Source organism: Mycolicibacterium wolinskyi str. Jessa 2025 (assembly GCF_049241375.1).
In the GTDB taxonomy this organism is placed as follows: Bacteria; Actinomycetota; Actinomycetes; order Mycobacteriales; family Mycobacteriaceae; genus Mycobacterium; species Mycobacterium wolinskyi.
The window spans coordinates 2,928,585-2,954,689 of sequence record NZ_CP185960.1 but is presented as its reverse complement, the minus strand read 5'-3'; the positions used below and the strand labels follow the sequence as shown (position 1 = coordinate 2,954,689).

Below are 26,105 nucleotides of genomic sequence, written 5' to 3'. Positions count from 1 at the left end.
AGCACGATGAAACCAGCACCGAAATACCAAGCCGCGATGACCCTCTATCACCGAGGCGACCGAGGAATTTGGGAGCACCACCTGTTCTCGCTCATGCGACAGCACTATCGCGACAGTGAATTAACCGGCCTACGAGAAGATCTCATCGGACTCAGCACTGTAGGTTGGGTCGACGTTCTCGACCAGCGCGAGCACCGCGGCCAAATACTGCGCCAATACCGTCTCGCCGAATCGGTCAGGCCCCTCATCGAGTACCAGCTCAACCTCGACACCTACCTTCCCACCGACCTCGACGCCGTGACCATTTCCCGCAAGGACCCATCGCGATGACCCATCTCCAGCCCGCAGGCGCCACCAATCTCGCTGAACGGTCCCGGCTGGCCGACGGTAAGAAGACGCGGATGGGCATGATCTATGCCGTCCTAGCCGCCCCAGCACTAGGACTCGCCTTCGGCTTGCTAGGCTCAATCGTCGGCGCGCCGCCCTTCAATATCGAAGCCCCCACTGGTGCATTCGCGCTCGTTGCAGTACTCCAAGTGCCATTCGGCGTCCTGGGCGTCGCGGTGTTTCTCGCAGTCAGCGGCACTTGGCGCGACGCGCTGCGAGTTTTGGGACATCGGGTCAGCTGGTGGAACCTGTTCGTTGCCGTCGGCGGATTCGTCGGCGACCTCTGCTTCGCCGCAGCATCAGGCCTCATCGGCGGCGCACTCGCGGGAGCCGTCGGCGGACTCGCAGGCGTCGTCGGTGCAATCATCGGCGCCGCGCTCTACCGCGAACGAATCCTGCGGCCCTCAACGCTACTCGGGCTTGGTGCCCTGGCCATCGGTATATGGCTTGCCGTCTCCGGTGGCCAGATCGGCGCTCCGACACAAGGACTACACTTCGCAGTCGGTCTACTGATCATCATTGTTGCCGTATTGACTTGGGGCTTCGAGAGTTTCGCAATCGCAGCGGGCACAGATTTGATGCCGGCCGAGGGGTTCCTCTGGTGGCGAGCATTTCTGGAACTTGTTATCGCCAACGCACTCTTGTTCCTCCTGTTCCCCTCCGGCCGACAAATCGCCCGGCTCGCATGGACGGACCCGCGTCTAATCGCCATGGGAGCCGTCATCGGCCTCGGCTGGGCCATCTGGATGATCATGGGCTACTACATCGGAATTTCCTACGCCGGCGCCGTGCGCGGTGGAGTACTGACCAACACCCTTGCCTTCTTCTTCATCGCATTCTTCTCGCTGACCGTCTACGGCGCCCCATTCAGCGCGATCGTCATAGTCGGCTCGATATGCACCGTCGTAGGCGCGATGTTCATCGTCACCGAGCCCAAGTCCTACATCGCGCGTCAGCGCGGATAACGAGCCAAGGAAACCTCATGGATGAGCAGCCAAACCCACAAGCAGACTCCGAATCCCTGATCGCCGACACCTATCTCGCCGGCGCGCGGACAGCCAAAACTCGACGGCTATCAGCACTGATCGTGTTGTGCGCGCTGTTGCTTGGCGTTCTCGTACTCATCTACATCAACGACTGGTACGCACAATCAGGCGGCGGCGGCGCAGGCTGGGTGTTCTGCGGCATCGTGGTCGCGCTATGCGCGATCGGCGGCGTATTGATCGACATCTTCTACCGAAAGGACCTCTGACATGGACAGCAGCGAACCCAAATCATCCGCGACAGCGCTCCCGCTTCTCGATGCCCGAGCCTGGGCACTCGGATTTCTCGTCTTCTCCGTCATCGTCGCCGTAATCTTCTCCCAGTACCTAATCGACTTCATCGCCAGTGCCCACTGAATCCACTCAACATCGGATCGTTTTGGTACGCAATAAGTTCAAGGGCACACTGAACACCAGCTAGTTCGCCGACGCGATGAACGGGGATGCGCTGATGCTGGCATTGGTCGCTGTGTGGCGTCCCCCATCGCCGATGGGTTATGGCAGCGTTGGACGGGCGTGCACCAACCACACGCGCATGTAGCCTCAAGCTGACTGATAGCTGATATTCGACATGCTCACGTGACGTCGCCAGAAGGGATATGCGCGGGACGCGTCGCCACGACGACGAGAGACGGCCATGCTCGCAGCAGACGCCGGACACCCACTTGCTTCACACGACGACCTGACTCGCCAGGACGTGATCGAGGCGGCCCGCGTCGGCGCGTCAGTATGCGAATTCCAGCTAACGCTCGAGTTGGGCAGCGCTCCTCGCCCGCCCATCGCGTCCAGTCCGGGAGTCAACTACGAGTTTCGAACTTATGCTAGAACGCCCCCGGGTCCAGGAGCCGGGTGATCTCCTTCCAGATCGGCCGCGCAGCAGGCTTGAGCCGAGGAGTCAACGAAGAAGCAACGCTATACAATTGATGATCTCTGCCCCAGTCGCCTGTTGTGAATCGCTCTGTCGAAAGAGACGTTGCCAGCTCGCTCAATACTTCCGCCTGGCCGTCGATAGGCCCGAGCAGAGGTGGGATCATCGATAGCGCCCACTCCGTAGTCCTCGCTCGCCCAGCCTCGTCAAGCAGTAGCGCGTAGACAACACCTCGCCGATAGTCGGGTGGCCACCGATCGAGTGCCGATGACTCCGCGCAGGCCTCTACTCCTTCGATGCGGACATTGAATGTCTCCCGCATAGCCCGGACACCTACTGCATTTCCTAGTCTGCGCTGCATCGCACCGTCTAGATCAGCAATGTTTGCGGCGCGCAGCCGCTCGGCGAGCTGTCCGCCGTAGAACACCCCGCCGTTCAAGAGATCGTTAATCAGTGTCGTTGGCTGACCGAAGATTAACGACTCAAGCCGTCGTAGAGCCCATCGTACCCACAGCATCGCTGCAGCAACCGTGACGTCGACCATCTCTAACTCGACGACCGGCTCACGTGCTCGACCGTGGCCCGATCCGAACGAGTTGCGGATCTCGCGCAAGCGACGAACGATTTTCTTCGCACCCTGAACGACTTCGCGGAGCTCGGGATCTTGAGTCAAGTCCCGACCGGGTTGGCGCTGAAGAACCGAATGTGCTTCTTCAATCGCTTCGACGTAGTCCATGTTCGCTGGGGCCACACCACCCCGTTCCGTCACCACCACCCGTGCCACGCACTCTGCGAGCTCCTTCGCTTGCCCGATAACTAACGAACGATCTGCGCTGTGAGTGACAGAACCCTTCAGGCGGTCGCGATGCGCGATAACCGTGCGCCAAGCCTGCGCATCAATTCCTACCGGCGGCGCGAGGTCGAAATCATCTGCCATGTAAGGAAGCATCGCATGCGAAACGGTCGGCTGGTGGCACCGCCCGACGGAGCGCGTTCGCCGAGGGTGTCGCGCGTCATGGACGCGGCCGGCTCGACCAGAACCTATCGGAGACACTCTGAACAAACCCGGAAGCGTCGCTCATCGATGCCGGGTTAACCCAAGCAGCATGGGCGACGTCTGGGGTTCCCCTGAACCCCCGTTTCGTGTGATACCGGAGCCTCAACGTAGCCGTAGCATGTGGCTCCTTCCGGGTTTGCTCGCGGGCGATCGCATCGTCCTTGTCTTCGGCCACCGGTGAGCTGCTGCCGTGATTGCGGTCGTACCAGGAGTTGACGCCGGGTCATCCCATCGAGACGAGTTGGCGAGCTATCCGCTGAAACTTCCGGCATAGCAACGTGATCGGCCTGACGGGTGTAGATGCAGCATCGTTATGACAGTCGCTGCAGAAGCCGAATGCAACCGTCCGGCAGATCGTGCCGGCGTGGCACAGTCGGTCCAGCGCTAGCTTGGCACGCTTGGTCGGCCCTACTCCACAGCTATGGAGGGCAGCAAAGACCAAAGCAGCAGTTGTATCGGTGGGCGGGACGGACGCGGCGAGAGGGCGTCACAACATCGGGTGGCTGGCTGATCGTGGTGGCGTCGGTAGCGGTCTTTGCTGATCATGGTGCGGAGTTGGCGGGTGGCGACGGTGAGGGTCTTGACGTCATAGATGCCGCGATCGATGATCCCGATGGCTATGGCGCGGGAGCCGGCCAGGCGCGAGCGGTTGGTGCGTTCCCCACTCTGCGATTGTGTCGTGACCGGCTCTCTTTCGGCAGTCAAGGACACGGTGTCGCGGCATAGCGAGCGCATCGCGTCATACACGGCCTGGCGTAATGTCGATTTGACTAGTCCATCCCAGCGGTCGGCGTCTTCGAGTGCAGAGATCGCGGTGAGTAGGTGGTCGATGCCCAGGTGGGTGCTCAGCGTGTAGTACAGCTGGGCGACCTCGGTCGGCTCGCGGTGCTCCAGGCCGGCGATCTCCACGATGTCGAGGATGTAGAAGCAGTAAGTGCAGCGTCTTAGGTGCACTGTGGAGATCGATCGCCATCGGGGTTCACCCGCCCAGGGGCATGCAGCAATGTGTGGCTGGCCACGGCATTACGCATCCTTCCCGTGTCCGCGCCACGCCCCACGGTGTTTGAGCACCTTCATGCAGACCATCGTCTCGGTTAAGAGCACACCCGGTAACACGCGCAGTTCGCTGCTGATGAGTTGTAGGAGTGCATCGTCATCCACGCAGTCGACTTCAATGACGACATCGAAGCAGCCAGCAGTGAGAACGACGTGGGAGACTGCGCAAGGTCGGCGAGCCGGCCTGCCAACTTAGTGATGTCTCTGGAACACCGAATTCCGATCCTGGCCCGGCGCGCCACTCCAAACCGATGCGGATCAGCCAAGCGAAGACCCGAACAGCACCCGATCGTTCCAGGTTCCGGATGCGCTGCCGTGCAGCGGATTCGGAGATTCCGACGCCTTTGGCGATGCCTGCACATGAGCGTCGTCCATCTCGCCGCAGCTCCGAGATGATGTCGAGATCGATCTCGTTGATCACCGGGGTGCGCCTAACACGTCTAAACCGAGTTCACACATCGGAACCCGACGTGCGAACTCGTGTCGTTCACACCGTGCCCTTGCCGTGCCGATGGCCGGTACCGTCTGCAGTAATCGGGCGAGCATAGATGTGATCCTCCTTTCGTCACCTTTCGGTCGTCGTCCCGCCGAGATGCAGATGGACAGCATCCCGACTCGGGGCGTGTATCGGCCGCCCTGCTGGCGTGTGATGCCCTCCAGGCGCTGCTCGTCCATTCCCAGACGTTTCCGATCATGTCGTAGAGTCCATAGGCGTTGGCAGGGAACGCCTTAACGGGTGTCGTGTACGGATGACCGCCATGGTGGTGCCGCCTCCAGGGGAACTGACCGATCCAGATGTTCGCCATCGCCATCCCACCGGGTGTCAGTTCACTGCCCCAGGCGTACTCGCAGTCGCGAAGGCCGCCTCGTGCCGCGTGCTCCCACTCTTGCTCGGTGGGCAGCCGTTTGCCTGCCCACCGAGCGTAAGCGTCAGCATCCACCCACCCGATATGGACGACCGGATGATCGGGTGCCATCCTCCAGTCCGAGTCCGGACCTAATGGTGCGCGCCAAGATGCACCCGGCTGCCATCGCCACCACCGAGTCCAGTCGCTGAGATTGATCGGTCCGGTGGATGCGGTGAACACCATCGAGCCGGGCACCAACATATGGTCCGGCGCGTCGGGAAAGTCTTCAGCCTTCGGTGGACGTTCCGCTATCGTGCAATAGCCAGTGGCGGAGACGAATTCAGCGAACTGGGCGTTAGTCACAGGATGTTCGTCGAACACCACCGTCCCAATAGGCTCGTCACGCCGCGGCCGCTCCTCCGCGTAGTGATGATCGCTACCCAGCTGAGCAATACCGCCGGGAATTACGAGCGTCTGCATGGCGGCGGCTACTGCTGAGCGATCCGATGGTTTAACCTCCGTTCGGCATCGTCAGGGGCTCGGTCAGAGACGCTGAGCTTGACCTCAACGACGCGGCCGTTGAAGTCCGGCGCCATGTCGTCGTACCGCGACGAGACGGGCGTCCCTAAATCTGTTGCCACATCCAGCGTTTCGTGACTAGAGAACACCAGGGGCATCGTTTCGGCCAAGCTGCCCGAGGATTCCGGTGTGCCGTCGACCCATAGAGCTAGTTCAGCGTTGCCCCCCATGCCGGACCCGCGGTAATCGAAGCGCATCTCAATGACGTGGGTACCGGGTTTCAGCCGATCTGCAGCCTCGACGTCGACGGTCCAAAGCCCGAAGTAGTTGTAGGTGTACACCGGTCGGCCTTCGACGATGTGCAGCGCCCACCCACCGAATCGTCCACCCTGTGCCACGATGACACCTTCGCCGCCATCGGCACCCACCTCGACGGTGGCTGCCACCCGGTGGGTGCAGTTCTTCAGGTTGATGGCAGCGTCTTCGTAGATCCTGGTCATGCCGTGCTTAAGGATCATCTCCTCACCGCCGTTATCGCGTGCTGGACGCGGCGCCAATTGTGGGCTCATTCGCTCGAAGCCGCGGTCGTCGATGGGTAGCACGCTGTTGCGAGCGGCTTCTATCATGAACAGTTCCTTGAGCCTGGCGAGCTTGTCGGGATTCTGCTCGGCGACATCGATAGCCTGCGACCAGTCATTGGTCAGGTCGTAGAGTTGCCACTCCTCCGTCCGCATATCCGGTTTCGCCGCGGTGGACCAGGGAGTGCGGTGTTTGACCGAAGCGATCCAGCCGTCATGATAGATGGCGCGATTACCCATGGTCTCGAAATACTGTGTCAGCCGCCGGTCTGCAGCGTCGGGATCCTCGAACGTGTACAGCATGCTCGTACCATCGACGGGCTGCTGAGCCACGCCCGCAAAACTCTCGGGCGCGGGCACGCCGACAGCTTCCAACACGGTCGGGTACAGGTCCGTGACGTGGTGCCACTGATGGCGATGCTGACCATGCGCCTTCAGGCCGGCCGCCAGTGAACGACCATCCCGTCCCGGGTACCTCCGAAATGCGAGGCGACCTGCTTCGTGTACTGATACGGAGTACACGTCGCAACGGCCCATCCGGCCGGATACAGAGGGTAGGACTTGGGTCCACCCACCTCGTCCAAATGCTCGACAAGGTAATCGATCTCATCGTCGATACCGCTATAGCTGCGGTCCGCGTTGAGGGTGCCGTTGACCGACCCTTCGCCGGAAGCGCCATTGTCACCAAGAATGTAGAAGATCAGCGTGTTGTCAAGCTGCCCACTGTCCTGCAGCGCGTCGACGACCTTCCCGATCTGGGCGTCGGTGTGTTCGGCCATCGCCGCATAGGTTTCCATGTACACCTCGGCGACCCGCTTGGCCTCCGGGCTCAGTTCGTCCCAGTGCGGCAGGCCATCTGGCCACGGCGACAGCACTGCCTCTTCGGGCACTATCCCCATCGCCTTCTGACGCGCCAGCGTCTGCTCGCGCAGTGCGTCCCATCCCTTTGCGAAGGCGCCTCGGTACTTCTCGCGCCAGCTATCGGGCACGTGCAACGGCGCGTGGGTGCCTCCCATCGACATGTAAAGGAAGAACGGCTTATTCGGCCCAAGCGCCCGCTGCATGTCTAACCACCGCACGGCCTGGTCGGCGAGGTCCTCCGATAGGTGGTAGCTAGGATCGTGATCTTTATTGGGTTCGACCGGGTACGTGCCGTCGTAGAGTAAAGGGTCCCAATGGTTCATCTCGGGTCCGACGAAACCATAGAATTTTTCGAAGCCTTCACCCGTTGGCCAGCGGTCAAACGGGCCTGCCGGTGAGACCTCCCACATTGGTGTCTGATGCATCTTGCCGAAGGCCGCGGTGTTGAACCCGTTGGCGAGGAGGACTTGCGCCAGTGTTGCGGCGCTATCCGGGCGCACTCCGGTGTAGCCGGGTGCGGTAGTCGAGAGTTCGCAGATGGCTCCCATGCCGACGGCATGAGAATTGCGGCCCGTCAACAGCGACTGTCGAGTGGGTGAGCACATGGCGTTGACATGAAACCGTGAGAACTTGGCTCCGCCGCCGGCGAGGCGCTCTGCCGTCGGCATCTCACACGGACCCCCGAACGCGGTGGACGCGCCGAATCCCATGTCGTCGAGGAGGATGATAAGCACGTTGGGTGCGCCTGTCGGAGCGGGAAGCCCGGGTTTGGCCGGTGTCGGCAGTTCGGTGTCGTGGATATACAGGGCGCCGGGGTTTCGTGTGCTCGGTGCGGGGACCGGCTGAGGGAGGTTGACACGGGAGGGATTGTTCTGCACGGGATCTTCCTTCACTTTCGTTCAGTGGATGGGTGGTCGAAGAATGCTCTGCGATGTTCGAACCAGGTTTTTCGCTCCGTCTTTCCGTTTAGCATTTCCCCGCCACGACGTTCTCAGCGAAGGCCGTCTCGAAGAGGTCGGGAATCTCTGCCGGGTTCGGCGCCGCCGGGATCTTCCCTTGATCGGCGAAGTACTTCCCTTCGGCTACCAGGGTTTCCCCCAACGGGCTTAGCTTTTCCGGCGTTGACGACAGCTGCTGGAGCGCCGCGTTCGGGTCCAGCACGAATTCGACGGGAAGGAGCAGTTTCAGCTTGTCAGCTGGGATATGCATGTCCCTCTGCATAGCGGTATACGCGGCATCCGGATCCTTGAGCATCGCCGTTTGCGAGGCTGCGTAGTCGCACACGAATTTCTGAACGAACTCGGGGTCGTCGTCGATGACGGCTTGTGAAACCATCACGAATTGAGGATCGCGCTGGCTGCCCAGCTCGTTGGCGCCGGCAGCGAGCATGTCGGTGCCCGCTGGTTCCCAAGCAACTGCGGCATCGATCTGCCCGGTCCGCAAAGCCGCCGGCTGGGATTCCGGAGCGAGGTCGACGATCTGTACCTGATTGATGCTCATCCCGTTCTTTTCCAGAAAGGAGATCAGGGCATACTCGAGGATCGATCCTGGAACGACGGCAATCTTCTTGCCCACTAGGTCTTGAGCCGAGCGAACGTTCTGACCTCCGACCACCTTGAAGATGGCGTCACTGGTAACCCAGACGATTTTGGACGCCACGTCGTTGCCATGGGCGATGAGCGCTGCCGGCCCAACCACATCGGTCAACGCCGCAAGATCGCCACGCTTGAGCAGCGGTAGCGCTGCGGGGCCGGAATCGATCACGGCGGTCTTGATGTCGAGGTCGACGAACTTTCCCGTCAAATTGCCGGCGCGAAAGGTGCTGGGCTGATTGAAGATGCCGATTGTCTTCGTGCCGGACGAGCCGTCGGCGCTATTTGAGTGCGGGGTGCAGGCAGCGGCGGCGATCGCGACCATGGCGATGGCGGTGATGGTGGTAATTTTCATTGTGTCCTTCTTCGTTCGCTACGCCGAATCGCGTAGCGCTTGTTGTTGCGCGATGAGGTTTCGGACTTTGAGCCGCAGATCGATGAAGGCCGGGGTGGCTACCGTGTCATAGGTCCGTGGTCGTTCGAGGTCAACGTCGATGATGTCGACGACCCGCGCCGGGCGACTACCGAGGATCACGACACGATCTGAGAGCAGAAGTCCCTCTTCGATGTCGTGCGTGACGAACAGCACCGTCGAGTTGTGACGTCGCCTGATGTCGAGAACGAGCGCCTGCATTTCAGTGCGTGTTTGCGCATCAAGAGCGGCGAATGGTTCATCCATGAGCAGTAGCTGAGGCTCGTTGACCAGTGTGCGCGCGATCGCCACTCGGTGCTGCATCCCGCCGCTTAACTCGTAGGTCTTGTAGTCCTCGTAGCCCGCCAGGCCGACTTCGGCCAGCATCGCCTCGGCATGGTGCCGAACATCGCGGCCAACCTTCCGGGCTCGGGGCCCGAACTCAGTGTTCTGCCGGACTGTCATCCACGGATAGAGCGCTGGTTTCTGGAAGACGAAGCCGCGATCTGGACCCGGCTTGGCTACGACCTTGCCGGCGCTTGTGACCGTCCCGGCGCTAGGTTCTTCGAAGCCTGCAACGATGTTCAGCAGTGTGGACTTTCCACAGCCCGAAGGCCCCATGATTGAGACAAACTCACCGGCGTGGACGTCTAAGGACACCCCCTGCAAGATGGGTGCGTTGTTGCGCTTGCCGGTATAGCTGTAAGCAACGTCCTTAAGCTGCAGGGCGATGTCCACGTTGTATTCCTCCAGCTTCGATTGCTGAGTCGATGTCATGCCGTCCCCCGCCAAGGAGATGCCAGGCCGTAGAGCAGCCGCAGGCCGATGTCACTGATAAGCGCGAGCAGGGCGATGACGATGATGCCGACGAAGATCGTTTCCGTCTCCAAGTACCTTCCTGCTTGCAGAATGCGGTATCCGATGCCCTCGGTAGAGGCAATCAGCTCCGCCGCAACGACGCAGCTCCACGCGAGACCCAATGAAATTCGCATTGCGGTGATGATGTCCGGGATGGTGGCGGGGATGACGACCTTGCGGATCAGTGTCCACCGCGAGGCGCCTAGGGTCAGCGCTGCACGTTCCAGCGACCTGTCGACCCCTTCGATGCCGGCCACGGTGGCCACGGTGAGGATGGGCACCGTGGCCACGAAGATGAGGAAGATCTTCGAGGTCTCGCCGATGCCGAGCCACACGATCAGGAGAGGGATGAAGGCGAGCGGTGGAACGGCGCGTCCGGCTTGCAGTATCAGATCAAACGGTATGCGCAGGTATTGATTTGTCGACATCAGCGCACCGAGGGGTACGCCGACGCCGATGCCCAGCGCCCATCCGCTCATGACTCGGGTGATGCTGTATCCGACGTCGGTCCACATCGTTGATCCCGATGCGAACAACAGCTGCTGCGCACGAGACCACACCTCCCCGGGGCCCGGAAGGATCACCCTGTCGTCGATGAACCGCGCCACAAGCGTCCACGCGACGAGGAGAACGAGCATCCAGATAGCCGCGATGATGGCGGGCTTCGCTCTGCTCATTGCCCCTCCACGTTTGGTTTTCGCGCGTCGTCGCGTCTGCTCGGGTTGGCCCGCGCCGTCGCTGCTTGTCGTTGACTTGGCTGCCGGCACAGTTGATTCGAGGCCGGAGCGATCTAGGGCTTGCAACAGTGCTCCTGGGTTCATGGCGGATTCTCTAAGAGCCGCATTCTCTGACTGACACGGGCCGCCCGCATCAACATGGCGCCTAATGGGCCCGTATAGCGTTGCGCTGCAACTTGTTCACTCCCCCACCAACGTGGGGTTAGTAGAGTGCTATCTATCACTATGGCGCGCGTCGCGATCCACGTCAAGTATTGCAGCGGAAGCGATTTGGGACACATTTGGGCCTACGTGCTTGAACTCCAGATGAAGGATGACCCAGGCGCGGTCGTCACGGTGGCAGACCGGAGCTGCGCAACACGCAATTGAAACATGTTGCGCAACAGTGGATTAAAACAATCGCTGCGGCCAGCTCGGCAGCAGGGGAATGGGTGCCGCTCTCCGCAACCCGTGCAGGGCCGTGTACCACCAACGCGGGATTGGTGAAGTGGGGCACATGGTCCAACGTCGGACTACGTTGACGCTCAATGCCTCTCGTATATCTGGAGTGTGGAAGGCCTGTTTATCGAGAGGCGGCGTCTCGCTAAGGCCGCGAGCAATAACGGGCGCTCGACACCTTCGACCGCCTGGTGCCCTCCTTGGAATACCTCCACCATCGCTGATCAGTACTCGTCTCCCTTAAGCCCGAACCTCGACGATGGCCAGGGCTCAACTGTGTACCAAATCGGCTTTACGCGAGCAGGATTCGTCCCTACGGGACACACAGGGCTATGCCGCTAGCGGTGTGCACTCATGACATGCTTGATGCGTGTGTAATCCTCGAATCCGTAGACCGACAGGTCCTTTCCGTAACCCGAGATGCCGAAGCCACCGTGAGGCATCTCCGATACGAATGGCAAGTGATCATTGATCCACACACAGCCGAAGTTCAGTTCCCCGCTGATCCGCGTGGCCGTGCCGTGGTCTGAAGTCCACGCGCTGGCCGCGATGCCGTAGGGCACACCGTTAGCGAGGCGGACTGCCTCTGCCTCGTCATCGAACGCTTGGATGGTGACGACAGGTCCAAAAACCTCCTGCTGGACAATGGCGTCGTTCTGGGCCACGTTGCCGATGACCGTGGGAGCGAAGTAGAAACCACGATCACCCACTTGAGCACCGCCGGTCAGAACCGAGGCGTGCTCGGGCAGGGTAGACACGAAGCGCGCCACCTTGTCGAAGTGCTGGCGATTCTGCAAGGGTCCGAGCGCCGCCGACGTATCATCAGGGGCGCCGGGACGGTGACTTTGGGCCTCGGCGACGAGGGCCTCTGTGAAGTCGTCGAGGACAGAACGATGAACGATAGCCCGCGTCGCGGCGGTGCAGTCCTGGCCCGCATTGAAGAATGCGGCCGAAGCGATTCCCTTAGCGGCCGACTTGACGTCACTGTCGCCGAAAACCACAGCGGGTGCCTTGCCGCCCAACTCTAGGTGCGTGCGCGCCAGCCGCGACGCTGCTGAACGAGCAACCTCGATGCCGGCGCGTACCGAGCCCGTGATTGCCACCATGGCGGGGATGTCGTGCTCGACCAGAAGCCTCCCGGTGCGGGCGTCGCCGTTGACGAGATTGAAGACCCCCGGCGGGAGGATCTCTCCGGCCAGTTGAGCCAGCAAGACAGTGGAGCGAGGCGTCGTTTCGCTTGGCTTCAGCACGATGGCATTGCCGGCTGCCAGAGCGGGGGCAATCTTCCACGCAGCCATGCCGAACGGGTAGTTCCATGGCGCCACTTGAGCGATGACTCCGATAGGTTCCCGCCGGATGCTCGATGTGTGTCCCTCAAGGTACTCGGCGGTGGCCGCTCCGTTGAGTAGTCGCGCGGCACCCGCAAAGAACCGTAGTTGATCAGCGCCCTGCTCCACTTCCTCGGAGGCGATGTATCGCTTGAGCTGCCCAGTGTCTCTGGCCTGCAGGGCGACTAGCTCGCCACTGTGCGCCAACACGGAGTCTGCTAACTCAAGCAGCAGACGTTGACGCTCTCCGGGTGTGACGCGTCGCCACGTTTCGAACGCGTCGGCTGCAGAGCGGACTGCGGCATCAACCTCGGCGGATCCCGTGACGGGTGTTTGACCGTTGGGCTCGCCAGTCGTCGGGTCGACTAGCTGGGTGAATTCGTCGGTAGCCGGCCTCTGCGAGCGCCCTCCGACGAAATTCACGATCTCGTCGTTCGAATCGCTCTTCGGGTAGCTCGTCATCTGACGATCCTTTCTCTGATTCTGCTCACCGGGTTGACTGGCGGGTTGAGTGCGCAGGGGTGTGTAGTCCACCGTGAGTGATGGCGACCACATAGATAAGGCGCAGACTGTCGCCGATGCCGTAGGGGTCGTGACAATGTGTTGCCTCGAAAGGCGCCGCCTGCAAGATGGAGCTCACGGCTAAGCGAGACGAAGGTCGGAATTTCGAGTGCGCGCAGTTGATGGCGACTTCTGGCCGACCTTGCCCAGATTGCTCAACGCCTTTGAAGATTCGAAAGACATGACGGGCCATCGGTATCGCCGCGCGTACTCCCACCGCTCCCCCAGTTAGGCGGCGTGGTCGTCACGCGGCTGCCTACCCGGCCGCTTGCCTCGCTCGCACGGAACGACCGAGGGCAGCACAGCACACTGCCCAGAGACGTGCGAGGTTTCACCCCGCTGTGGCGGTGATTCGCTACCAGCCGCGTTCTGCTAGCCGGTGTGGGGCCGGGATGTCTTCGACGTTGATGCCGACCATGGCTTCACCCAGACCACGTGACACCTTGGCCAACACATCGGGATCGTCGTAGAACGTGGTGGCCTTGACGATCGCGGCGGCCCGCTGCGCGGGGTTGCCGGACTTGAAGATGCCCGACCCGACGAACACGCCCTCGGCGCCGAGCTGCATCATCATCGCCGCATCGGCCGGCGTCGCGATACCGCCCGCGGTGAACAACGTGACCGGCAACTTGCCGGCCCGCGCCACCTCCACCACCAACTCATACGGTGCCTGCAGCTCCTTGGCCGCCACATACAACTCGTCCTCAGCCATCGAGGTCAACCGGCGGATCTCGCCACCGATCTTGCGCATGTGCGTCGTCGCGTTGGAGACATCGCCGGTGCCGGCCTCACCCTTGGAGCGGATCATCGCCGCGCCCTCGGTGATCCGGCGCAACGCCTCACCCAGATTGGTCGCCCCACACACGAACGGCACGGTAAAGCGCCACTTGTCGATGTGGTTGGTGTAGTCGGCCGGGGTCAACACCTCCGACTCATCGACATAGTCCACACCCAAGCTCTGCAGGATCTGGGCCTCCACGAAATGGCCGATGCGGGCCTTGGCCATCACCGGGATGGTCACCGCATCGATGATGCCCTCGATCATGTCCGGATCGCTCATCCGCGACACCCCGCCCTGGGCGCGGATATCGGCAGGCACCCGCTCCAACGCCATCACCGCCACCGCACCCGCACCCTCAGCAATGCGAGCCTGCTCCGGAGTGACCACATCCATGATCACGCCGCCCTTGAGCATCTCAGCCATACCACGCTTCACACGCGCCGTGCCGATTCCGTTCTGCATGGCAGCAGCATTCGGAGTGTTCATAACGGTTTCTCCAGGCAACTCGTCGCAGGGTGTGCACCATGCGTCCTCAGAAGTGAGCCCACCCGGCCCGGCGGGCACGAAATCGACGCGGCACACAGAGCATGGTCGATTCGCGGGCGGTGAAACACTTGGAAGGTCGATGGGTAGGCGCTATGTGTGGGCGACGAATGGTTCTCGCGGGTGTCGGACCACAGCATCGCTAGTGTTTCAGTAGCGGGGGTTTTATTGGCCCGACGAATTGTCGCCTACCAACAGCTGCGGCCAACACACTGTTGTGCCGCAGGGGTTTTGGCAGCACGAAGGCCGACATCCCACCTTGTCCGGGAACCCGGGGCCTCCGGCGAGCGTTGTTGGTTCTGACCTGAATGTTAACTACAGTCGAGCGACGGAACGCGCTACTTCAGCAGCGCGCGAATCAGTAGATCGCAAAATTCGTCAATCTGCTTTGAGGATGTTTCGGCCATCTCGAAGATCCGCCGGTACACCATGGGGGAGGCGATGAGCGTGGCGGCGGCATCAATGTCGATGTCCGGCCGTACGTCCCCCCGCGCAACGCCGCGCTTCAGGATCGTCCGTGAGGGGGCCATGAGGCGCGCGGTCGATTCGGCGGCCGCCACTCGGAAGCCTTCGTCTTCCGTAGCTGCGCTGGCCAATCCGGCCAGCACCTTGTCCGCTCCGGGAGCTGCGTAGATCTTGGCTCGGGCGGTAAGAAGCCAACGCAGTTCCTTTCTTAGATCACCGAGGTCAGGCGGATCGAGGTCGGTGATGACGGCACGGTATGCATCTAGCAGCAGCTCGTACCGGTTGCTCCAACGCAGGTAAATCGTCGGCTTGGTCACTCCGGCGCGCTCGGCGACCGCCTCGATGGAGACCGCCCCGTACCCACGTTCAAGGAGCAATTCGACGGCACTGGCGACGACGAGCTTGGTCGTGCGCTCTTTGCGGGGGCGACCACGGCGTGGGCGAGGGGATTCGCCCACGGCGTCGGTATCGCCGTCTACAGCTGTTCTCGGGCGGCGCGGCTTTCGATCTGCCAATTTGTGCCCATCACCGTCTGTCATAACTGGTCCACCCATTCGGAGTCGTCAACGGCGTGAACTGCAGCGTTTTCCACCATGTCGATTCAGTACAGTACCGACCCGCTTTGACTTGTAGGTGCCGTGGCCACGGGCTGTTTCGCAACTTCGGCGATCGATGTCGCGATGGCTTCGCAGGCGAGGGTGATCTCTGCATCGCTGATCAGCAGCGAGGGCGTGAGCCGCAGCGCACTACTGGTCACGGCGTTGACAGCCAGCCCCTGGCGCAAGCATTCGGTCGCCACTGCCACCGCCTGGCCAGTGTCGAGTTCTGCCGCCAAGAGGAGCCCCTCGCCCCTGACCTCGGCGATGCCGGCTACCCGTCTCAGTTCGACCCGTAACCGCTCGCCGGCACGCCGGGCCAAGGCCGGTGCATCTAGCTCGGCCATGATCGTAAGTACTTCCCGCGCAGCGGCCATGGCCAGCGGCTGGCCACCGACAGTGCTGCCATGCAGGCCGGGACGAAATCCGGTTCCTGCCTTATTGTTTGCCCAGCAGGCGCCAACCGGCACACCGTTGCCGAGGGCCTTGGCCAACGTCACTACGTCTGGTCGGAGGTCGTATAGCTGATGTCCGAACCAGGCTCCCGTACGAGATAGCCCGGTCTGCACTTCGTCGAGCATCAGCAAAGCGTCGTATCGATCACACAGGACACGGGCGCGATCCCAATACTGCTGCGTTGCAACATGTACACCGCCTTCAGCTTGCACGGTCTCCAGCAGCACCGCGGCGACGTCGCCGCTGGCCAGCTCAGCCTCGAGAGCGTCGTGGTTGCCGAATTCGACGTATCGGAACCACGGTGGCATCGGCGCGAAGGGCTCGTGCCGAGACGGCTGTCCCGTTGCGGCCAGAGTTGCGAATGTGCGTCCGTGAAACGACCGCTGGGCGGTAACGATCATCGGGCGCTCCCGCCCACCGTGACGGCGAGCGAGTTTCAGAGCGCACTCGTTCGCCTCGGCCCCCGAGTTGGCGAAGAACACCTGCCCGCCGCCGAGCAACCCGGTTAACTGCTCAGCGACATCGGTGGCGACATCGGTGGCGTAGTAGTTGCTGACGGCCAATAGCCGACTCGCCTGGCTCGCCAGCGCCGCGGCGACCCTCGGGTGGCTGTGGCCGAGGCTCGTCACTGCCACCCCGGCCACCATGTCGAGATAGCGCTGTCCCCGCGAGTCCCAGAGCCATGTTCCCTCTCCGTGAACGAACATGACCGAAGGCGGTGCGTATGCGGGCAGAAATGGGCACATGGCCCTTTTCGACTGCCCCATCGCGACGCGATGCTGATCGACGTCTGTCATTGCGCTCCTATCCCCTCACCGATCTTGCTCTCGCGCACGGGCGAGAATCCCGTCAGTCCGTGGTATTCATCGCTCGGTACCTCTCTAGCTGCCGAGCAGCCTGCAGAACGAGCGCGTCCTGGTGCAGGTCGCCGACGATCTGTATCCCGATGGGTAACCCTTCGCGGCTGGTTCCACCCGGCACTGAAATCGCCGGCTGCCCAGTCATATTGAGCGGATAGGTCATGGGAGACCATTTCGGCCACGTCAGCGCCGGTCCCCGTGGATCGCTCTGCGCACCCACGAGAGGAGCAGGTTGTGGAGTTGTTGCGGAGAGCAGAATGTCGAACCGCTGATGGATGTGACGCATGCGTTCGCGTAAACGTGCGCACACCGACAGCGCGTTCGCGTATTGAGCACCGGTGATCTGCATACCTTCCCGGGCGACCGCCGCCATACTCGGATCGAGAAGCTCGACATCGGCATCGGACATCGACATGAGAATTCCGGCCAGACCGGATCTCCACATGACGAGGAACGCGGCCTCGACCTCATCTTGATCCCACGCTGGACCCATGTCGGTGACGTCGGCGCCCATCGCCTGAAAGTGAGCGACGGACTCCGCAATTGAGCGTGCGACGTCTTCGGTGGCGCCCGAGGAGTTCTGCTCAATGACTCCTACACGCATCTTTTCGACGCTGCGCACGGGATGATCATGAGCGTGGCTGTTCCAGCCGAGTGTTCGGTCCACTCCGGTGGGGTATTCGTATGCGGCGAGAACCTCGAACACTGCCGCGGCGTCGGTCACGTCTTTGGTGAAGGTGCCCACATGTGCGAGGGTGCCGTACGGTGTCGGAGGCCACAGCGGCACTCGGCCTTGCGTCGGTTTGAAACCCACGACACCACAGAACGCTGCAGGAATGCGGACCGACCCGCCGCCGTCGGTACCGAGGCTTATCGGCCCGAGGTTCGCCGCAACAGCGGCTGCCGACCCTCCGCTGGACCCGCCGGCGGTGCGTGTGGTGTCGACGGGGTTACGCGTAATCCCATGCAGCACAGTATCTGTCGTCGCGGTCCACCCGAACTCGGCCATTGCGGTCTTGCCCACGGCAATGCAACCAGCCGCCAACATCGCCTCCACGGCTGGGGACTCTGCGGTCGCAGGATCTGTGTTCGTCGTTCGGCTCCCACGACGCGTTGTGGAACCGGTCAGATCGAGGGCATCCTTGATCGTGAAGGGAACACCGTCCAACGGGCTCAATGGACGACCTTCATGCCAACGCTTTTCACTTTCGCGAGCTTCAGTCCGCGCGCGGTGATCGAGCACGGACACCAAGGCATTGATCCGCGGTTGCTCGGCAGCCATGCGGTCGAGGACGCTGGAGACCACCTCGACAGGAGAAAGTCGCCGCGTTCTGAAGCCTTCCGATAGCTGTGTCGCTGTCAATTCGGCCAAGCCCGTTTTCTCTGGACATGTTTGGACGTCGTTTCGAGGCACTTCACTTCTCGCGTTTCTTTTGTGGCGGCACATACCGTCAAGCTCATTTTCAGCCATGGCGCTAGCTCGGTGTGAGGGCTTGAGTTAGAGATAAGTGAGGCGGCGCATTTGGATTCGGATTCCAAGCAGACCAACGATGCTGACGACTGCCACCATCGCCACGAGCACGCCCACCATCCATAGTTGCCCGTCGACCAGTGACATGACTGCGGTTGCTAGTAACGGCGTAGCACCGCCGACGGCACTCGAAATGTTAAAGGAGACAGCCGTTCCACTGTACCGAGTGCGCGTCGGGAACATGGAAGCCAAGAGTGCCCCGATGGGGGCAAAAGGTATTGATACACACCCGATGACGACCACGATTCCAAGCACGATGGCCCCAGATGACCCTGATCCGATAGCCAACGTGCATGGGCCGGCGACCACGATTGTTGAGACGCAGCCGAACATGCACACCTGCCAGGGCCCGTATTTCGGTGAGAGGATGCCCGCGATGGCAATAACTATCAACTCGACAAATGCGCTGATGGCACTGGCCTGGAGGACCAGGTTGCGCGACAGTCCGAGCGTGGTTGTTCCGTAGCTCATCATGAAGGTTGTCATCAAGAAGTATCCGCCGATGCCGATGAACGCTGCCGCCGAACCCAGCAGGATCCGTGGCCAATCCTTGCGCATCACCTCAATCAGCGGCGATCTCGTGGTGACGCCTGAGCCATTGCCTCCGGCACAGTCCTCTTCGGCCTTCGAGGCGACGAACATCGGCGACTCGTCGACCTTGAGGCGCACCCACAGACCGATTGCCAACAGGCCGAATGAGACCAGGAACGGAATCCTCCAACCCCAGCTGAAGAAATCTGGATCCGGCAGTAGCGCAACAACAGTGAAGAACCCCGTGCCGAGCAGTTGACCGATCGGCGAACCGAGCATGGGGATAGCCCCGTACAGTGGGCGAAGCCGCGGCGGGGCGTGCTCCATCGACAACACGACTGCGCCTCCCCATTCGCCGCCCGCCGCGAGCCCTTGGCAAAGGCGTAAGAAGACCAGGGCAAGGGGTGCAGCGACGCCAATCGAGGCGTGAGTCGGCAACAGCCCGATCACGCCGGAAGCGACGCCCATCAGCACGATGGTGTAGATGAGCCCGATCCGCCGGCCGTACCGGTCACCGATGTGGCTGAAAATGACCGCTCCGATCGGCCTCGCGACGAATCCGACGGCAAAAGTCGCCAACGAGGCCAGCGTCGCTGCAAGGGGCGACGACGCCGGAAAGTACAAACGATTGAACACCAACGCAGCGGCGGTGCCGTACAGGAAGAAGTCGTAGTACTCGGATGCGGTTCCGACCAGCGATGCCGTCGCAACACGCGCCGGCGACGCCCCCGCGCTCTTACTGGTACTGGGCGATCGAACTATCGGGTGGTGCATGACTGACTCCCATCAGAACAAGAATTGCAGAGGATGCGGTCTGAGAGCCGACGAAAGTCCGCAGCAATTCACTCGATGAACCGAGCCCCTGCGTCGCGTGGACGCGAAAGCCCGAACGAAGTGATGACGACTATGAAGAGGTGAACGGTGTGGGCCGCGTTACATTAATATACGGTATCGAACCGTAAACGAATAGCCTTTGGGAAGGGTGATCTTCGGTCACGCGATGTTAAGGACGTGTACCAGGGCGACAGTGCTGCTACACGAGGCGATGAGTGCCAGTAGCGCGAGGGTTAAACCGTCGGGTCGTGAGGGGCTCGTCGGTAGATGCCCACGGTGGTACAGATCAGCCAGGGGGAAGCTCTCCATAGTGTGCTGCCTCCGGCGGTGCGCAAGAAACCACAGAACGCCCAGTGCAACAACTGAATTGACCACCCCAGCGATAACCCAGCTAGTCAGTTCAGGGAAATAGAGGCGCATGCCTATGGTGTTGGCTGCGGCGAGCGAGACGATGGTGCGCTGCCAGGCCATCACCGTCCGTTCGGGTTGCAGTCCGGGGTCACGTCCACGCCGGCAGTCCATCAGGAAACGATCGTCGCGTAGGTAAGCGCCACGCCAACGACGAGTAGCCCGCCGACCAACAGCCCCGACACGATCGAGCTAGGTGGCAGCGGTTCGTCGCGTCGCAACGCGCGCTCAGTGCGGCCCCAGTGCCACCACGATGACAGAGGGAGGGAAATGCCCATGATCAGCAACGTGATTGACGCCGCTTGTTTGAGATGGACATTCAGAGGCAACGCGATCGCCTCCAGCGCGACCCCCGCGGCCACAAGGGCCAGCCCGGTGCGGATCCATGCGAGGAAGGTCCGCTCATTAGCAAGGGTGAACCGCGGGTCTGGTTCTTCGCCGCGCCCGTACACCCAACGTGGAAAACGCCGTCTCACCATGCTCTTGCGCACCTCAAACGCGGCTATGTAGGGAGCTACAGGAGGCGTCGACACAAAGCTGCATGCTCGTCGACGCGACCCGGTCACCGCTGGGGCAGGCAGTTTCAAGCCCCCGCAGCGGTGACTGGGCAGTTCTTAGTACTGCGATTTCAGCCATTTCTCGACACCGCGCACGGTGGCGGCGGTGCGGTCTACGATCTGCGCAAGCTCACTCTCACTTGACACATATGCAGGGGAAAGAAGGGTCTGGTCCCCCGTGTATCCATCCCTCGTCGCCTGCGTCGAATAGAGGAGAAGTTCGTTGGAAAGCGCTTCTTCATCAATACGCCGGAACACCTTGAGCGCGGGGTCGATGAAGGACGCTCCATCGCGCGGATCGACGTAATCGATGCCGAGCAGGTAGCCCGCGCCCCGCACCTCGCGCACCATCTCGCAGTCCGAAAGCGCTGCTTCCAAATCCGCTCGAAGCCGGGGGCCACGCTCGCGGACGTGCTCGATGATTTGAGTTCGTTCGAGTTCGTCTATGACGGCGAGCGCGACGGCGCACGGCAAGGGCGCCCCATCCCAGGTATGTCCTAACTCGAACCGACGCGATCCTCCACCGAGGCCTTCATAGATCCCGTTGGTGCACATGACGGCGCCAATAGCGGTGTAACCTGCGCCGAGGCATTTCGCGGTGGTGATGATGTCGGGTTGGAGCGGCAGCTGCTCTGTGGCGAACCAGGTGCCGGTTCGGCCCATCCCGGTCACCACTTCATCGAGAATGACCAGGAAACCGAACTCTTGGCGCAATTCGTCGACACCCCTCCAGAACCCCTCCGGTGGGCTGTATGCGGGCAGTGCCGAGCCGCTGAAGGGTTCGGCGATGAAGGCGGATACATTCTCGGGGCCGGCTTGTTCGATCAGCTGACGCATCACCGCCAACGCTTGGGCACCGTCTGGGTCGTTCGCGCGCCAATTGCACGGTGGCACGTGGAGCTGTGGCGTGCGATAGGGCCCGTAGGGCGCGACGAAGCTTGGACGACCGGTGATCGCCAGTGACCCTGCGGTCACGCCATGGTAGGCCTGAGCCGGTGAGATTAGCAAATGTCGACTCGGTTGCCCCCGGTCGACGTGGTAGTGGCGGGCCAGCCGGATGGCCATCTCGTCGGCCTCGGACCCCCCGGTGACGAAGTGAACTCGGTCCATTCCAGGCGCATGGCCGAGCAGACGTGTCGCGAGTTCTTCTTGGCGCGGGTTCGAGAATTGTTGGTTGTAGACATACGCCAGCTCTCGGGCCTGAGCGTCGGCGGCATCCATGATGGAGGTCACTCCGTACCCCAAACTGGTAACCATGGCGCCGCCGCCGACGGCATCGAGGTGGGCACGACCCTCACCATCAAAGAGCCAGACGCCCTCACCACGAACCATCAGCGGGTACTTGCGGTCGAGGTCACGTGGCAACACGGAGGTCTCGTCGCTGGACACGAATGTACGGGTGCTCATGAACTACTCCTGTGAATCGGATACTGCGCGAGAGAGATTCGACCGCGCCGAATCCATGGGGTGAAAGTGGGGCGGCAGTAACGCCAGTTGACTCTGCTGCCAGCTCAGCCAGGTTCAGCGATCTGGGACTGACAATTCGGAAGCGCCACTCATATGATGCTGACCGGGGTCCTGTGACGTAAGCGGCGATGTGTCGGACATTCACCACTGGCGGCGTCAGTCTGTCGCCATCGGGGAGGGTCAGAACAGCTGACGCCCGTCTCCAGTGCGTGCGTGTCGTAAGCCCGTCAGGCGTTGCGCTTTCGACTGTGAGCCGACGGAATAACAGTGGTCCCGACCGCCCGTACGACGACAATTGGCTCTTCGAGGACGTCGGCTGCCGAGGCGCCCATGTCGTAACGAGCTGCGATCACCTTGCGCGCCTGCAGTTCGACGGTGCGGCTCGTATTGCCGATCCGGGTGACCCTGCCGCTGACTTCAAGGAAGTCGCCGGCGTACACCGGGGCGAGAAATTCCACCTTGTCGTATCCAACGAACAGTCCTTCGTCACCGTCGGTGATGATGGCGACCTCGGTGACGATATCGCCGAACAGTTTCAGGACGCGGGCGCCTTCGACGAGGTTGCCGCCGTAGTGGGCTTCTTCCTGTCCAATGCGGACGCGGAGGTTCGCGGTGATGGTCTGGGTGATCTCGGACATGGGGCTTCCTTTCGGGGTGGGTTGTGCAAGGTGTCAGGGGCTGACGGTTATGGCGGCGTCGACTGCGACCGCCCTGGTCCTGCCCACGATGATGGGGTTGACATCAATGGCGTTGATCTGTGGGGAGGACACACCCAGCTTGCTCACAGCGCACAAGGCGCTCAGGACGCCGCCGCGGTCGAGCGCTCCTCCGCGTGCGTTGGCCATCATCTTGCCGACGCGGCTATTGTCGAGGAATCGGCTAGCGCCGGCTTCATCCAGTTCCCCGACGTGGATATCCACGACGTCGAGATACTCGGCCCACACGCCGCCGAGTCCCACCAGGCAGGTTGCACCGAAAGTCGGATCGCGGTGATAACCGACCAGAACCTCCAACTCACCGCGAACCATCTCCGCCACAAGCAATTCCAGATCAAGGTCTTGTCGTAGGGCCCAGTCGAGCATCCGCTCAGCTTCGCGGTGTACCTGCTCTGCGGTGGTCAACCCAACTGCGACGAGACCGGCCTCTGTCTTGTGCAGCAGTCCTTCGGCGACTCCCTTCACGACGACGGGGCCGCCTATTGCTACGAATGCCTGGACGGCAGTATCGCTGGAGACGACCCGGATTGACTGCGGCACGTTCAATCCAAGGCTGCCGAGCGCAGTGAGCAGCTCGTCCTCCGTTGAAGGCAACTCCGCTGCGTCACCAGCGTTCCTGCTGGCGTTGGGCTCTACGATCGGGTTCTCGGCTCGCAGTGAAGTACGAATGTCACGGTTGGCTTCGGATTCCGCCCGCCTGCCGAGAGCGGCGAGCACGGCTAGGCCGGGCCGAGCACCTCGCAGTAACGGAATATCCGCGCGCGCGCAGAACTCGACGAGCCGGTCTGGAGGATCTTGGCTGGCCGGACTCAGCATGACGGGGACGGCGGTGGCGTCGTTGCTGGCGTGTGACAGCGCGCGGGCGAGAAACAGTCCCAAATCCTTTTCGTATTCACCAGCTGTGCGTTGCTGATCAATGCCGACTACCAAGAGGTCTGTTGACTCGTGCGCCATCACGCGCAGCACCTCCGGGTAGATGATCTCGTGGTCGTCGGCGCCCCATGGGTCGATCGGGTTGCGAGCCGTAAACAGTGGCCAGCGGGCGGTAAGCACGTCGGTGGCGGCGTCACCTAACGGGGGCAGCTCAAGTCCGGCGGCGGAGGCCACGTCAGCGAGCATGTTGGCCTCGCCGCCGGAGTTGGTGATCAGGTGCATCCGGCGTCCTGCGACGCGACGGCGTGTGCCGAAGATCTGACCGAGGTTGAGCAGCTCGTCGAGATCAGCGGCCAGCACGGCGCCTGATTGAACAAGCGCGGCAGCGGCCGTACGCACCGAACCCGCCAGTCGACCGGAGTGGGCCTGTACGCCTTTTTGAGCGATTTCGGAGTGGCCGACCAGACATACACCGAGTGCCTTGCCGGCTTCAGCGAGTTGCCGACAGGCGGCCAACGCTTCGGGGCCATCGTCAATCGCTTCCACGAACGCAAGCACCGCGGTTGTCTCCGGATCGTCGACGAAGAATCTCAGATGATCGGCGAAGGTGAGTACGGTCTCGCTGCCAGAGGAGATGGCCGTAGAAAGCGGCACGCGTGGTCCGGCGTTGACGAAGGCTTCGACGATGGCGCCGCTGTGTGCGACGAGGCCCACGCTGCCGCGTCGGAGGTGGGCCCCCACCGTGCCGATGTACGGCGCGGCGCCCGAGACCAGATCCAACACGCCCATGCAGTTGGGGCCGATGACGGCCACCTGTTGGTCCTGCTGAAGTCGTTGCAGTTCCCGTGCCAACGCGGCCGCCTGAGACCCGGAATCCGTCGTTCCCGCTCCTGGAATGACGAATGTCTTTACACCCGCGGTGATCCCGTCTTCGACGATCTCGAGCACGCGTTCGGTACGGACTTGCACGACAGCGACGTCGACCGGCTCACTGAGATCGGTGAGCCGGGGCACTGCGGGTACGTCGGCAACTTCGGTGTATCGGGGGGTCACCGCTACGAGGCCGCCTTGGTAGCCCAAGCGCCGACAGTTGTCGAAGACAACCCTACCGATGAACCGCGACGGTGATGCGCCGACGACGGCAATGGAGCGGGGTCGATATCGCAGGGACTGTGACATACCCAAATCCTGCAGCGGCCCAGTAGAATTCGATGGCGACATTGTGTCGCCAATCACCCCAATCGTCGAACGCGGTGTGTCATTCGGATCCGATTCGCGCGACTTAGCATCGCTGCATGCCTAAACTTCCCCCTTCATTTCGAGCCCTCGTCGCTGAATCATCCGGCCCTGACACGCATCTGAGCATCCAGGAGCTGTCTGCCGATCGCCTCGGCGAGGGCGACGTCACCATCGCCGTCACTTGGTCGAGCGTGAACTTCAAGGATGCGTTGGCCTCGCACAAAGACGGCAAGGTCGCCCGGATTGATCCCATCGTGCCGGGTATCGACTTGGCTGGCACCATCGTGGATCCTGGACCATCCGGGTTGGATATAGGCGCGTCGGTCCTAGTCCACGGCTACGACATCGGGGTGGCCCATCACGGTGGCTACAGCGAATACGCGCGCGTGCCGGCTAGCTGGATCGTGCCCATCCCCTCCGGGCTATCCGAACGCCAGACAATGACACTGGGCACAGCTGGCTTTACCGCAGCATTAAGCATCATTGCGCTTGAAGAGCACGGTTTACGACGCGATACCGGACCGGTCCTGGTCACCGGGGCAACCGGAGGTGTGGGCAGCGTCGCCGTGTCAATCCTGGCCGCTCGGGGCTACGAGGTCACAGCGCTGACCGGAAAAGCAGATGCCGAGGAGTGGTTGCGCTCACTTGGTGCACACACCATCATCGACCGATCTTCCCTCGGAGACGCTGCACGACCGCTGCAGCGCGAGACGTGGGCAGCGGCAGTCGATTGCGTCGGAGGCGCGACTTTGGCCACAGTACTAGCGTCTCTGAAGTACGGGGCCACGGTAGCGGCCTCGGGCAACACCGGCGGCGCCTCCCTAAGCACCACAGTTTTCCCCTTCATTCTGCGCGGGGTCTCACTAATAGGGATTGACTCGGTACAGTGCCCCATCGAACGACGTCGCCAGGTGTGGGAACGGCTCGCCGAGGATTTGCGGCCGCCAGCGCTCGACAACCTGGCTACCGACGAGGTGGATTTGTCGGGCCTTCACCTGGCGCTAGCGCGCATTCGTAACGGTAGCAATCGTGGCCGCACCTTGGTCCGACTGCATCCGCGATAACAGCCACCCAAAGAGGTCGAGGCAGGGCCCGTCGGCTAGCT

At 62.0% G+C, this 26,105-nt stretch carries 26 protein-coding genes; 5 read left to right on the top strand and 21 right to left on the bottom strand.

Translation table 11 applies throughout. The annotated features are described in order from the left end of the window. The first annotated feature begins 6 nt into the window (after positions 1-6). From ACOI2T_RS14530 to ACOI2T_RS14515, 4 genes are read left to right on the top strand one after another with little or no spacing between them, the layout of a single operon-like run. Positions 7-330 carry a hypothetical protein gene (locus ACOI2T_RS14530; RefSeq protein WP_409501725.1) on the top strand — a complete coding sequence of 108 codons (324 nt, stop codon included), beginning with the start codon at positions 7-9 and terminating at the stop codon, positions 328-330. Continuing rightward, positions 327-1,352, top strand: a complete 1,026-nt coding sequence (locus tag ACOI2T_RS14525) for a DMT family transporter (protein ID WP_409501724.1) — start codon at positions 327-329, stop codon at positions 1,350-1,352. The genes ACOI2T_RS14530 and ACOI2T_RS14525 overlap by 4 nt, the downstream gene beginning before the upstream one ends. Positions 1,353-1,369: 17 nt before the next feature. Continuing rightward, complete coding sequence (locus ACOI2T_RS14520; protein ID WP_409501723.1) at positions 1,370-1,639, top strand: hypothetical protein; 270 nt, start codon at positions 1,370-1,372, stop codon at positions 1,637-1,639. 1 nt (position 1,640) lies between these two features. After that, the gene (locus ACOI2T_RS14515) at positions 1,641-1,787 is read left to right on the top strand and encodes a hypothetical protein (protein ID WP_409501722.1); all 147 of its coding nucleotides are present in this window, start codon (positions 1,641-1,643) and stop codon (positions 1,785-1,787) included. A gap of 464 nt (positions 1,788-2,251) precedes the next feature. Here the strand turns inward: ACOI2T_RS14515 and ACOI2T_RS14510 are convergent, their stop codons facing one another. The 21 genes from ACOI2T_RS14510 to ACOI2T_RS14410 all read right to left on the bottom strand — a co-directional run bounded on the left by ACOI2T_RS14510 (position 2,252) and on the right by ACOI2T_RS14410 (position 24,940). Continuing rightward, positions 2,252-3,235: an abortive infection family protein gene (locus tag ACOI2T_RS14510; RefSeq protein WP_409501721.1), complete on the bottom strand. Its 984-nt coding sequence runs from the start codon at positions 3,233-3,235 to the stop codon at positions 2,252-2,254. Between the two features lie 528 nt (positions 3,236-3,763). Further along, a complete protein-coding gene (locus tag ACOI2T_RS14505; RefSeq protein ID WP_421876852.1) occupies positions 3,764-4,264 on the bottom strand; it encodes a hypothetical protein in 501 nt (166 codons plus the stop codon). A 114-nt stretch (positions 4,265-4,378) separates the two neighbouring features. Further along, positions 4,379-4,516: a hypothetical protein gene (locus ACOI2T_RS14500; RefSeq protein ID WP_409501719.1), complete on the bottom strand. Its 138-nt coding sequence runs from the start codon at positions 4,514-4,516 to the stop codon at positions 4,379-4,381. Positions 4,517-4,526: 10 nt separating this feature from the next. Then, a complete protein-coding gene (locus ACOI2T_RS14495; protein ID WP_409501718.1) occupies positions 4,527-4,832 on the bottom strand; it encodes a winged helix-turn-helix transcriptional regulator in 306 nt (101 codons plus the stop codon). Between the two features lie 19 nt (positions 4,833-4,851). Next, positions 4,852-5,739: a formylglycine-generating enzyme family protein gene (locus ACOI2T_RS14490; RefSeq protein WP_409501717.1), complete on the bottom strand. Its 888-nt coding sequence runs from the start codon at positions 5,737-5,739 to the stop codon at positions 4,852-4,854. A gap of 8 nt (positions 5,740-5,747) precedes the next feature. Further along, on the bottom strand, positions 5,748-6,716 hold the full coding sequence (locus ACOI2T_RS14485; RefSeq protein ID WP_421876849.1) for a hypothetical protein: 969 nt from the start codon (positions 6,714-6,716) through the stop codon (positions 5,748-5,750). Between the two features lie 74 nt (positions 6,717-6,790). Further along, on the bottom strand, positions 6,791-8,110 hold the full coding sequence (locus ACOI2T_RS14480) for a sulfatase-like hydrolase/transferase (protein ID WP_421876847.1): 1,320 nt from the start codon (positions 8,108-8,110) through the stop codon (positions 6,791-6,793). A 73-nt stretch (positions 8,111-8,183) separates the two neighbouring features. Further along, positions 8,184-9,164 (bottom strand): ABC transporter substrate-binding protein, encoded by a 981-nt coding sequence (locus ACOI2T_RS14475; RefSeq protein WP_409501715.1) that lies wholly within the window; start codon positions 9,162-9,164, stop codon positions 8,184-8,186. Positions 9,165-9,182: 18 nt separating this feature from the next. Further along, on the bottom strand, positions 9,183-9,998 hold the full coding sequence (locus ACOI2T_RS14470; RefSeq protein ID WP_409501714.1) for an ABC transporter ATP-binding protein: 816 nt from the start codon (positions 9,996-9,998) through the stop codon (positions 9,183-9,185). Continuing rightward, positions 9,995-10,900: an ABC transporter permease gene (locus ACOI2T_RS14465; RefSeq protein WP_409501713.1), complete on the bottom strand. Its 906-nt coding sequence runs from the start codon at positions 10,898-10,900 to the stop codon at positions 9,995-9,997. Before ACOI2T_RS14465 ends, ACOI2T_RS14470 begins: the two co-directional genes overlap by 4 nt. A 692-nt stretch (positions 10,901-11,592) precedes the next feature. Further along, complete coding sequence (locus tag ACOI2T_RS14460) at positions 11,593-13,044, bottom strand: gamma-aminobutyraldehyde dehydrogenase (protein WP_409501712.1); 1,452 nt, start codon at positions 13,042-13,044, stop codon at positions 11,593-11,595. A 454-nt stretch (positions 13,045-13,498) separates the two neighbouring features. Further along, on the bottom strand, positions 13,499-14,410 hold the full coding sequence (gene pdxS / locus ACOI2T_RS14455) for a pyridoxal 5'-phosphate synthase lyase subunit PdxS (RefSeq protein ID WP_409501711.1): 912 nt from the start codon (positions 14,408-14,410) through the stop codon (positions 13,499-13,501). A gap of 395 nt (positions 14,411-14,805) precedes the next feature. Next, positions 14,806-15,471, bottom strand: coding sequence for a TetR/AcrR family transcriptional regulator (locus ACOI2T_RS14450; protein WP_409501710.1), 666 nt, complete (start codon positions 15,469-15,471; stop codon positions 14,806-14,808). A gap of 62 nt (positions 15,472-15,533) precedes the next feature. Next, positions 15,534-16,691 (bottom strand): aspartate aminotransferase family protein, encoded by a 1,158-nt coding sequence (locus tag ACOI2T_RS14445; RefSeq protein ID WP_421877308.1) that lies wholly within the window; start codon positions 16,689-16,691, stop codon positions 15,534-15,536. A gap of 142 nt (positions 16,692-16,833) precedes the next feature. Beyond that, positions 16,834-18,216 (bottom strand): amidase family protein, encoded by a 1,383-nt coding sequence (locus ACOI2T_RS14440; RefSeq protein WP_409501709.1) that lies wholly within the window; start codon positions 18,214-18,216, stop codon positions 16,834-16,836. Positions 18,217-18,342: 126 nt separating this feature from the next. Then, on the bottom strand, positions 18,343-19,680 hold the full coding sequence (locus ACOI2T_RS14435) for an MFS transporter (protein ID WP_409501708.1): 1,338 nt from the start codon (positions 19,678-19,680) through the stop codon (positions 18,343-18,345). A 219-nt stretch (positions 19,681-19,899) separates the two neighbouring features. Beyond that, positions 19,900-20,211, bottom strand: a complete 312-nt coding sequence (locus tag ACOI2T_RS14430; RefSeq protein WP_421876841.1) for a hypothetical protein — start codon at positions 20,209-20,211, stop codon at positions 19,900-19,902. A gap of 50 nt (positions 20,212-20,261) precedes the next feature. Then, positions 20,262-20,627: a YidH family protein gene (locus ACOI2T_RS14425; protein WP_409501706.1), complete on the bottom strand. Its 366-nt coding sequence runs from the start codon at positions 20,625-20,627 to the stop codon at positions 20,262-20,264. Between the two features lie 135 nt (positions 20,628-20,762). Then, positions 20,763-22,112 carry an aminotransferase family protein gene (locus tag ACOI2T_RS14420; protein WP_409501705.1) on the bottom strand — a complete coding sequence of 450 codons (1,350 nt, stop codon included), beginning with the start codon at positions 22,110-22,112 and terminating at the stop codon, positions 20,763-20,765. A 287-nt stretch (positions 22,113-22,399) separates the two neighbouring features. Continuing rightward, positions 22,400-22,810 carry a 3-aminobutyryl-CoA ammonia lyase gene (gene kal / locus ACOI2T_RS14415; protein ID WP_409501704.1) on the bottom strand — a complete coding sequence of 137 codons (411 nt, stop codon included), beginning with the start codon at positions 22,808-22,810 and terminating at the stop codon, positions 22,400-22,402. 33 nt (positions 22,811-22,843) lie between these two features. After that, positions 22,844-24,940, bottom strand: coding sequence for an acetate--CoA ligase family protein (locus tag ACOI2T_RS14410; RefSeq protein ID WP_409501918.1), 2,097 nt, complete (start codon positions 24,938-24,940; stop codon positions 22,844-22,846). Positions 24,941-25,056: 116 nt separating this feature from the next. Between ACOI2T_RS14410 and ACOI2T_RS14405 the strand changes: the two genes are divergently transcribed. Beyond that, a complete protein-coding gene (locus ACOI2T_RS14405) occupies positions 25,057-26,064 on the top strand; it encodes an acrylyl-CoA reductase family protein (protein WP_409501703.1) in 1,008 nt (335 codons plus the stop codon). Positions 26,065-26,105 lie beyond the last annotated feature (41 nt).

Excerpts from the sequence above, each read along its gene's own strand:
- ACOI2T_RS14530 (WP_409501725.1), top strand. The coding sequence starts at position 7 with ATGAAACCAGCACCGAAATACCAAGCCGCGATGACCCTCTATCACCGA.
- ACOI2T_RS14525 (WP_409501724.1), top strand. The coding sequence starts at position 327 with ATGACCCATCTCCAGCCCGCAGGCGCCACCAATCTCGCTGAACGGTCC.
- ACOI2T_RS14520 (WP_409501723.1), top strand. The coding sequence starts at position 1,370 with ATGGATGAGCAGCCAAACCCACAAGCAGACTCCGAATCCCTGATCGCC.
- ACOI2T_RS14515 (WP_409501722.1), top strand. The coding sequence starts at position 1,641 with ATGGACAGCAGCGAACCCAAATCATCCGCGACAGCGCTCCCGCTTCTC.
- ACOI2T_RS14510 (WP_409501721.1), bottom strand. The coding sequence starts at position 3,235 with ATGGCAGATGATTTCGACCTCGCGCCGCCGGTAGGAATTGATGCGCAG.
- ACOI2T_RS14490 (WP_409501717.1), bottom strand. The coding sequence starts at position 5,739 with ATGCAGACGCTCGTAATTCCCGGCGGTATTGCTCAGCTGGGTAGCGAT.
- ACOI2T_RS14475 (WP_409501715.1), bottom strand. The coding sequence starts at position 9,164 with ATGAAAATTACCACCATCACCGCCATCGCCATGGTCGCGATCGCCGCC.
- ACOI2T_RS14470 (WP_409501714.1), bottom strand. The coding sequence starts at position 9,998 with ATGACATCGACTCAGCAATCGAAGCTGGAGGAATACAACGTGGACATC.
- ACOI2T_RS14465 (WP_409501713.1), bottom strand. The coding sequence starts at position 10,900 with ATGAACCCAGGAGCACTGTTGCAAGCCCTAGATCGCTCCGGCCTCGAA.
- ACOI2T_RS14460 (WP_409501712.1), bottom strand. The coding sequence starts at position 13,044 with ATGACGAGCTACCCGAAGAGCGATTCGAACGACGAGATCGTGAATTTC.
- pdxS (WP_409501711.1), bottom strand. The coding sequence starts at position 14,410 with ATGAACACTCCGAATGCTGCTGCCATGCAGAACGGAATCGGCACGGCG.
- ACOI2T_RS14450 (WP_409501710.1), bottom strand. The coding sequence starts at position 15,471 with ATGACAGACGGTGATGGGCACAAATTGGCAGATCGAAAGCCGCGCCGC.
- ACOI2T_RS14445 (WP_421877308.1), bottom strand. The coding sequence starts at position 16,691 with ATGTTCGTTCACGGAGAGGGAACATGGCTCTGGGACTCGCGGGGACAG.
- ACOI2T_RS14435 (WP_409501708.1), bottom strand. The coding sequence starts at position 19,680 with ATGCACCACCCGATAGTTCGATCGCCCAGTACCAGTAAGAGCGCGGGG.
- ACOI2T_RS14430 (WP_421876841.1), bottom strand. The coding sequence starts at position 20,211 with ATGGCCTGGCAGCGCACCATCGTCTCGCTCGCCGCAGCCAACACCATA.
- ACOI2T_RS14425 (WP_409501706.1), bottom strand. The coding sequence starts at position 20,627 with ATGGTGAGACGGCGTTTTCCACGTTGGGTGTACGGGCGCGGCGAAGAA.
- ACOI2T_RS14420 (WP_409501705.1), bottom strand. The coding sequence starts at position 22,112 with ATGAGCACCCGTACATTCGTGTCCAGCGACGAGACCTCCGTGTTGCCA.
- kal (WP_409501704.1), bottom strand. The coding sequence starts at position 22,810 with ATGTCCGAGATCACCCAGACCATCACCGCGAACCTCCGCGTCCGCATT.
- ACOI2T_RS14410 (WP_409501918.1), bottom strand. The coding sequence starts at position 24,940 with ATGTCACAGTCCCTGCGATATCGACCCCGCTCCATTGCCGTCGTCGGC.
- ACOI2T_RS14405 (WP_409501703.1), top strand. The coding sequence starts at position 25,057 with ATGCCTAAACTTCCCCCTTCATTTCGAGCCCTCGTCGCTGAATCATCC.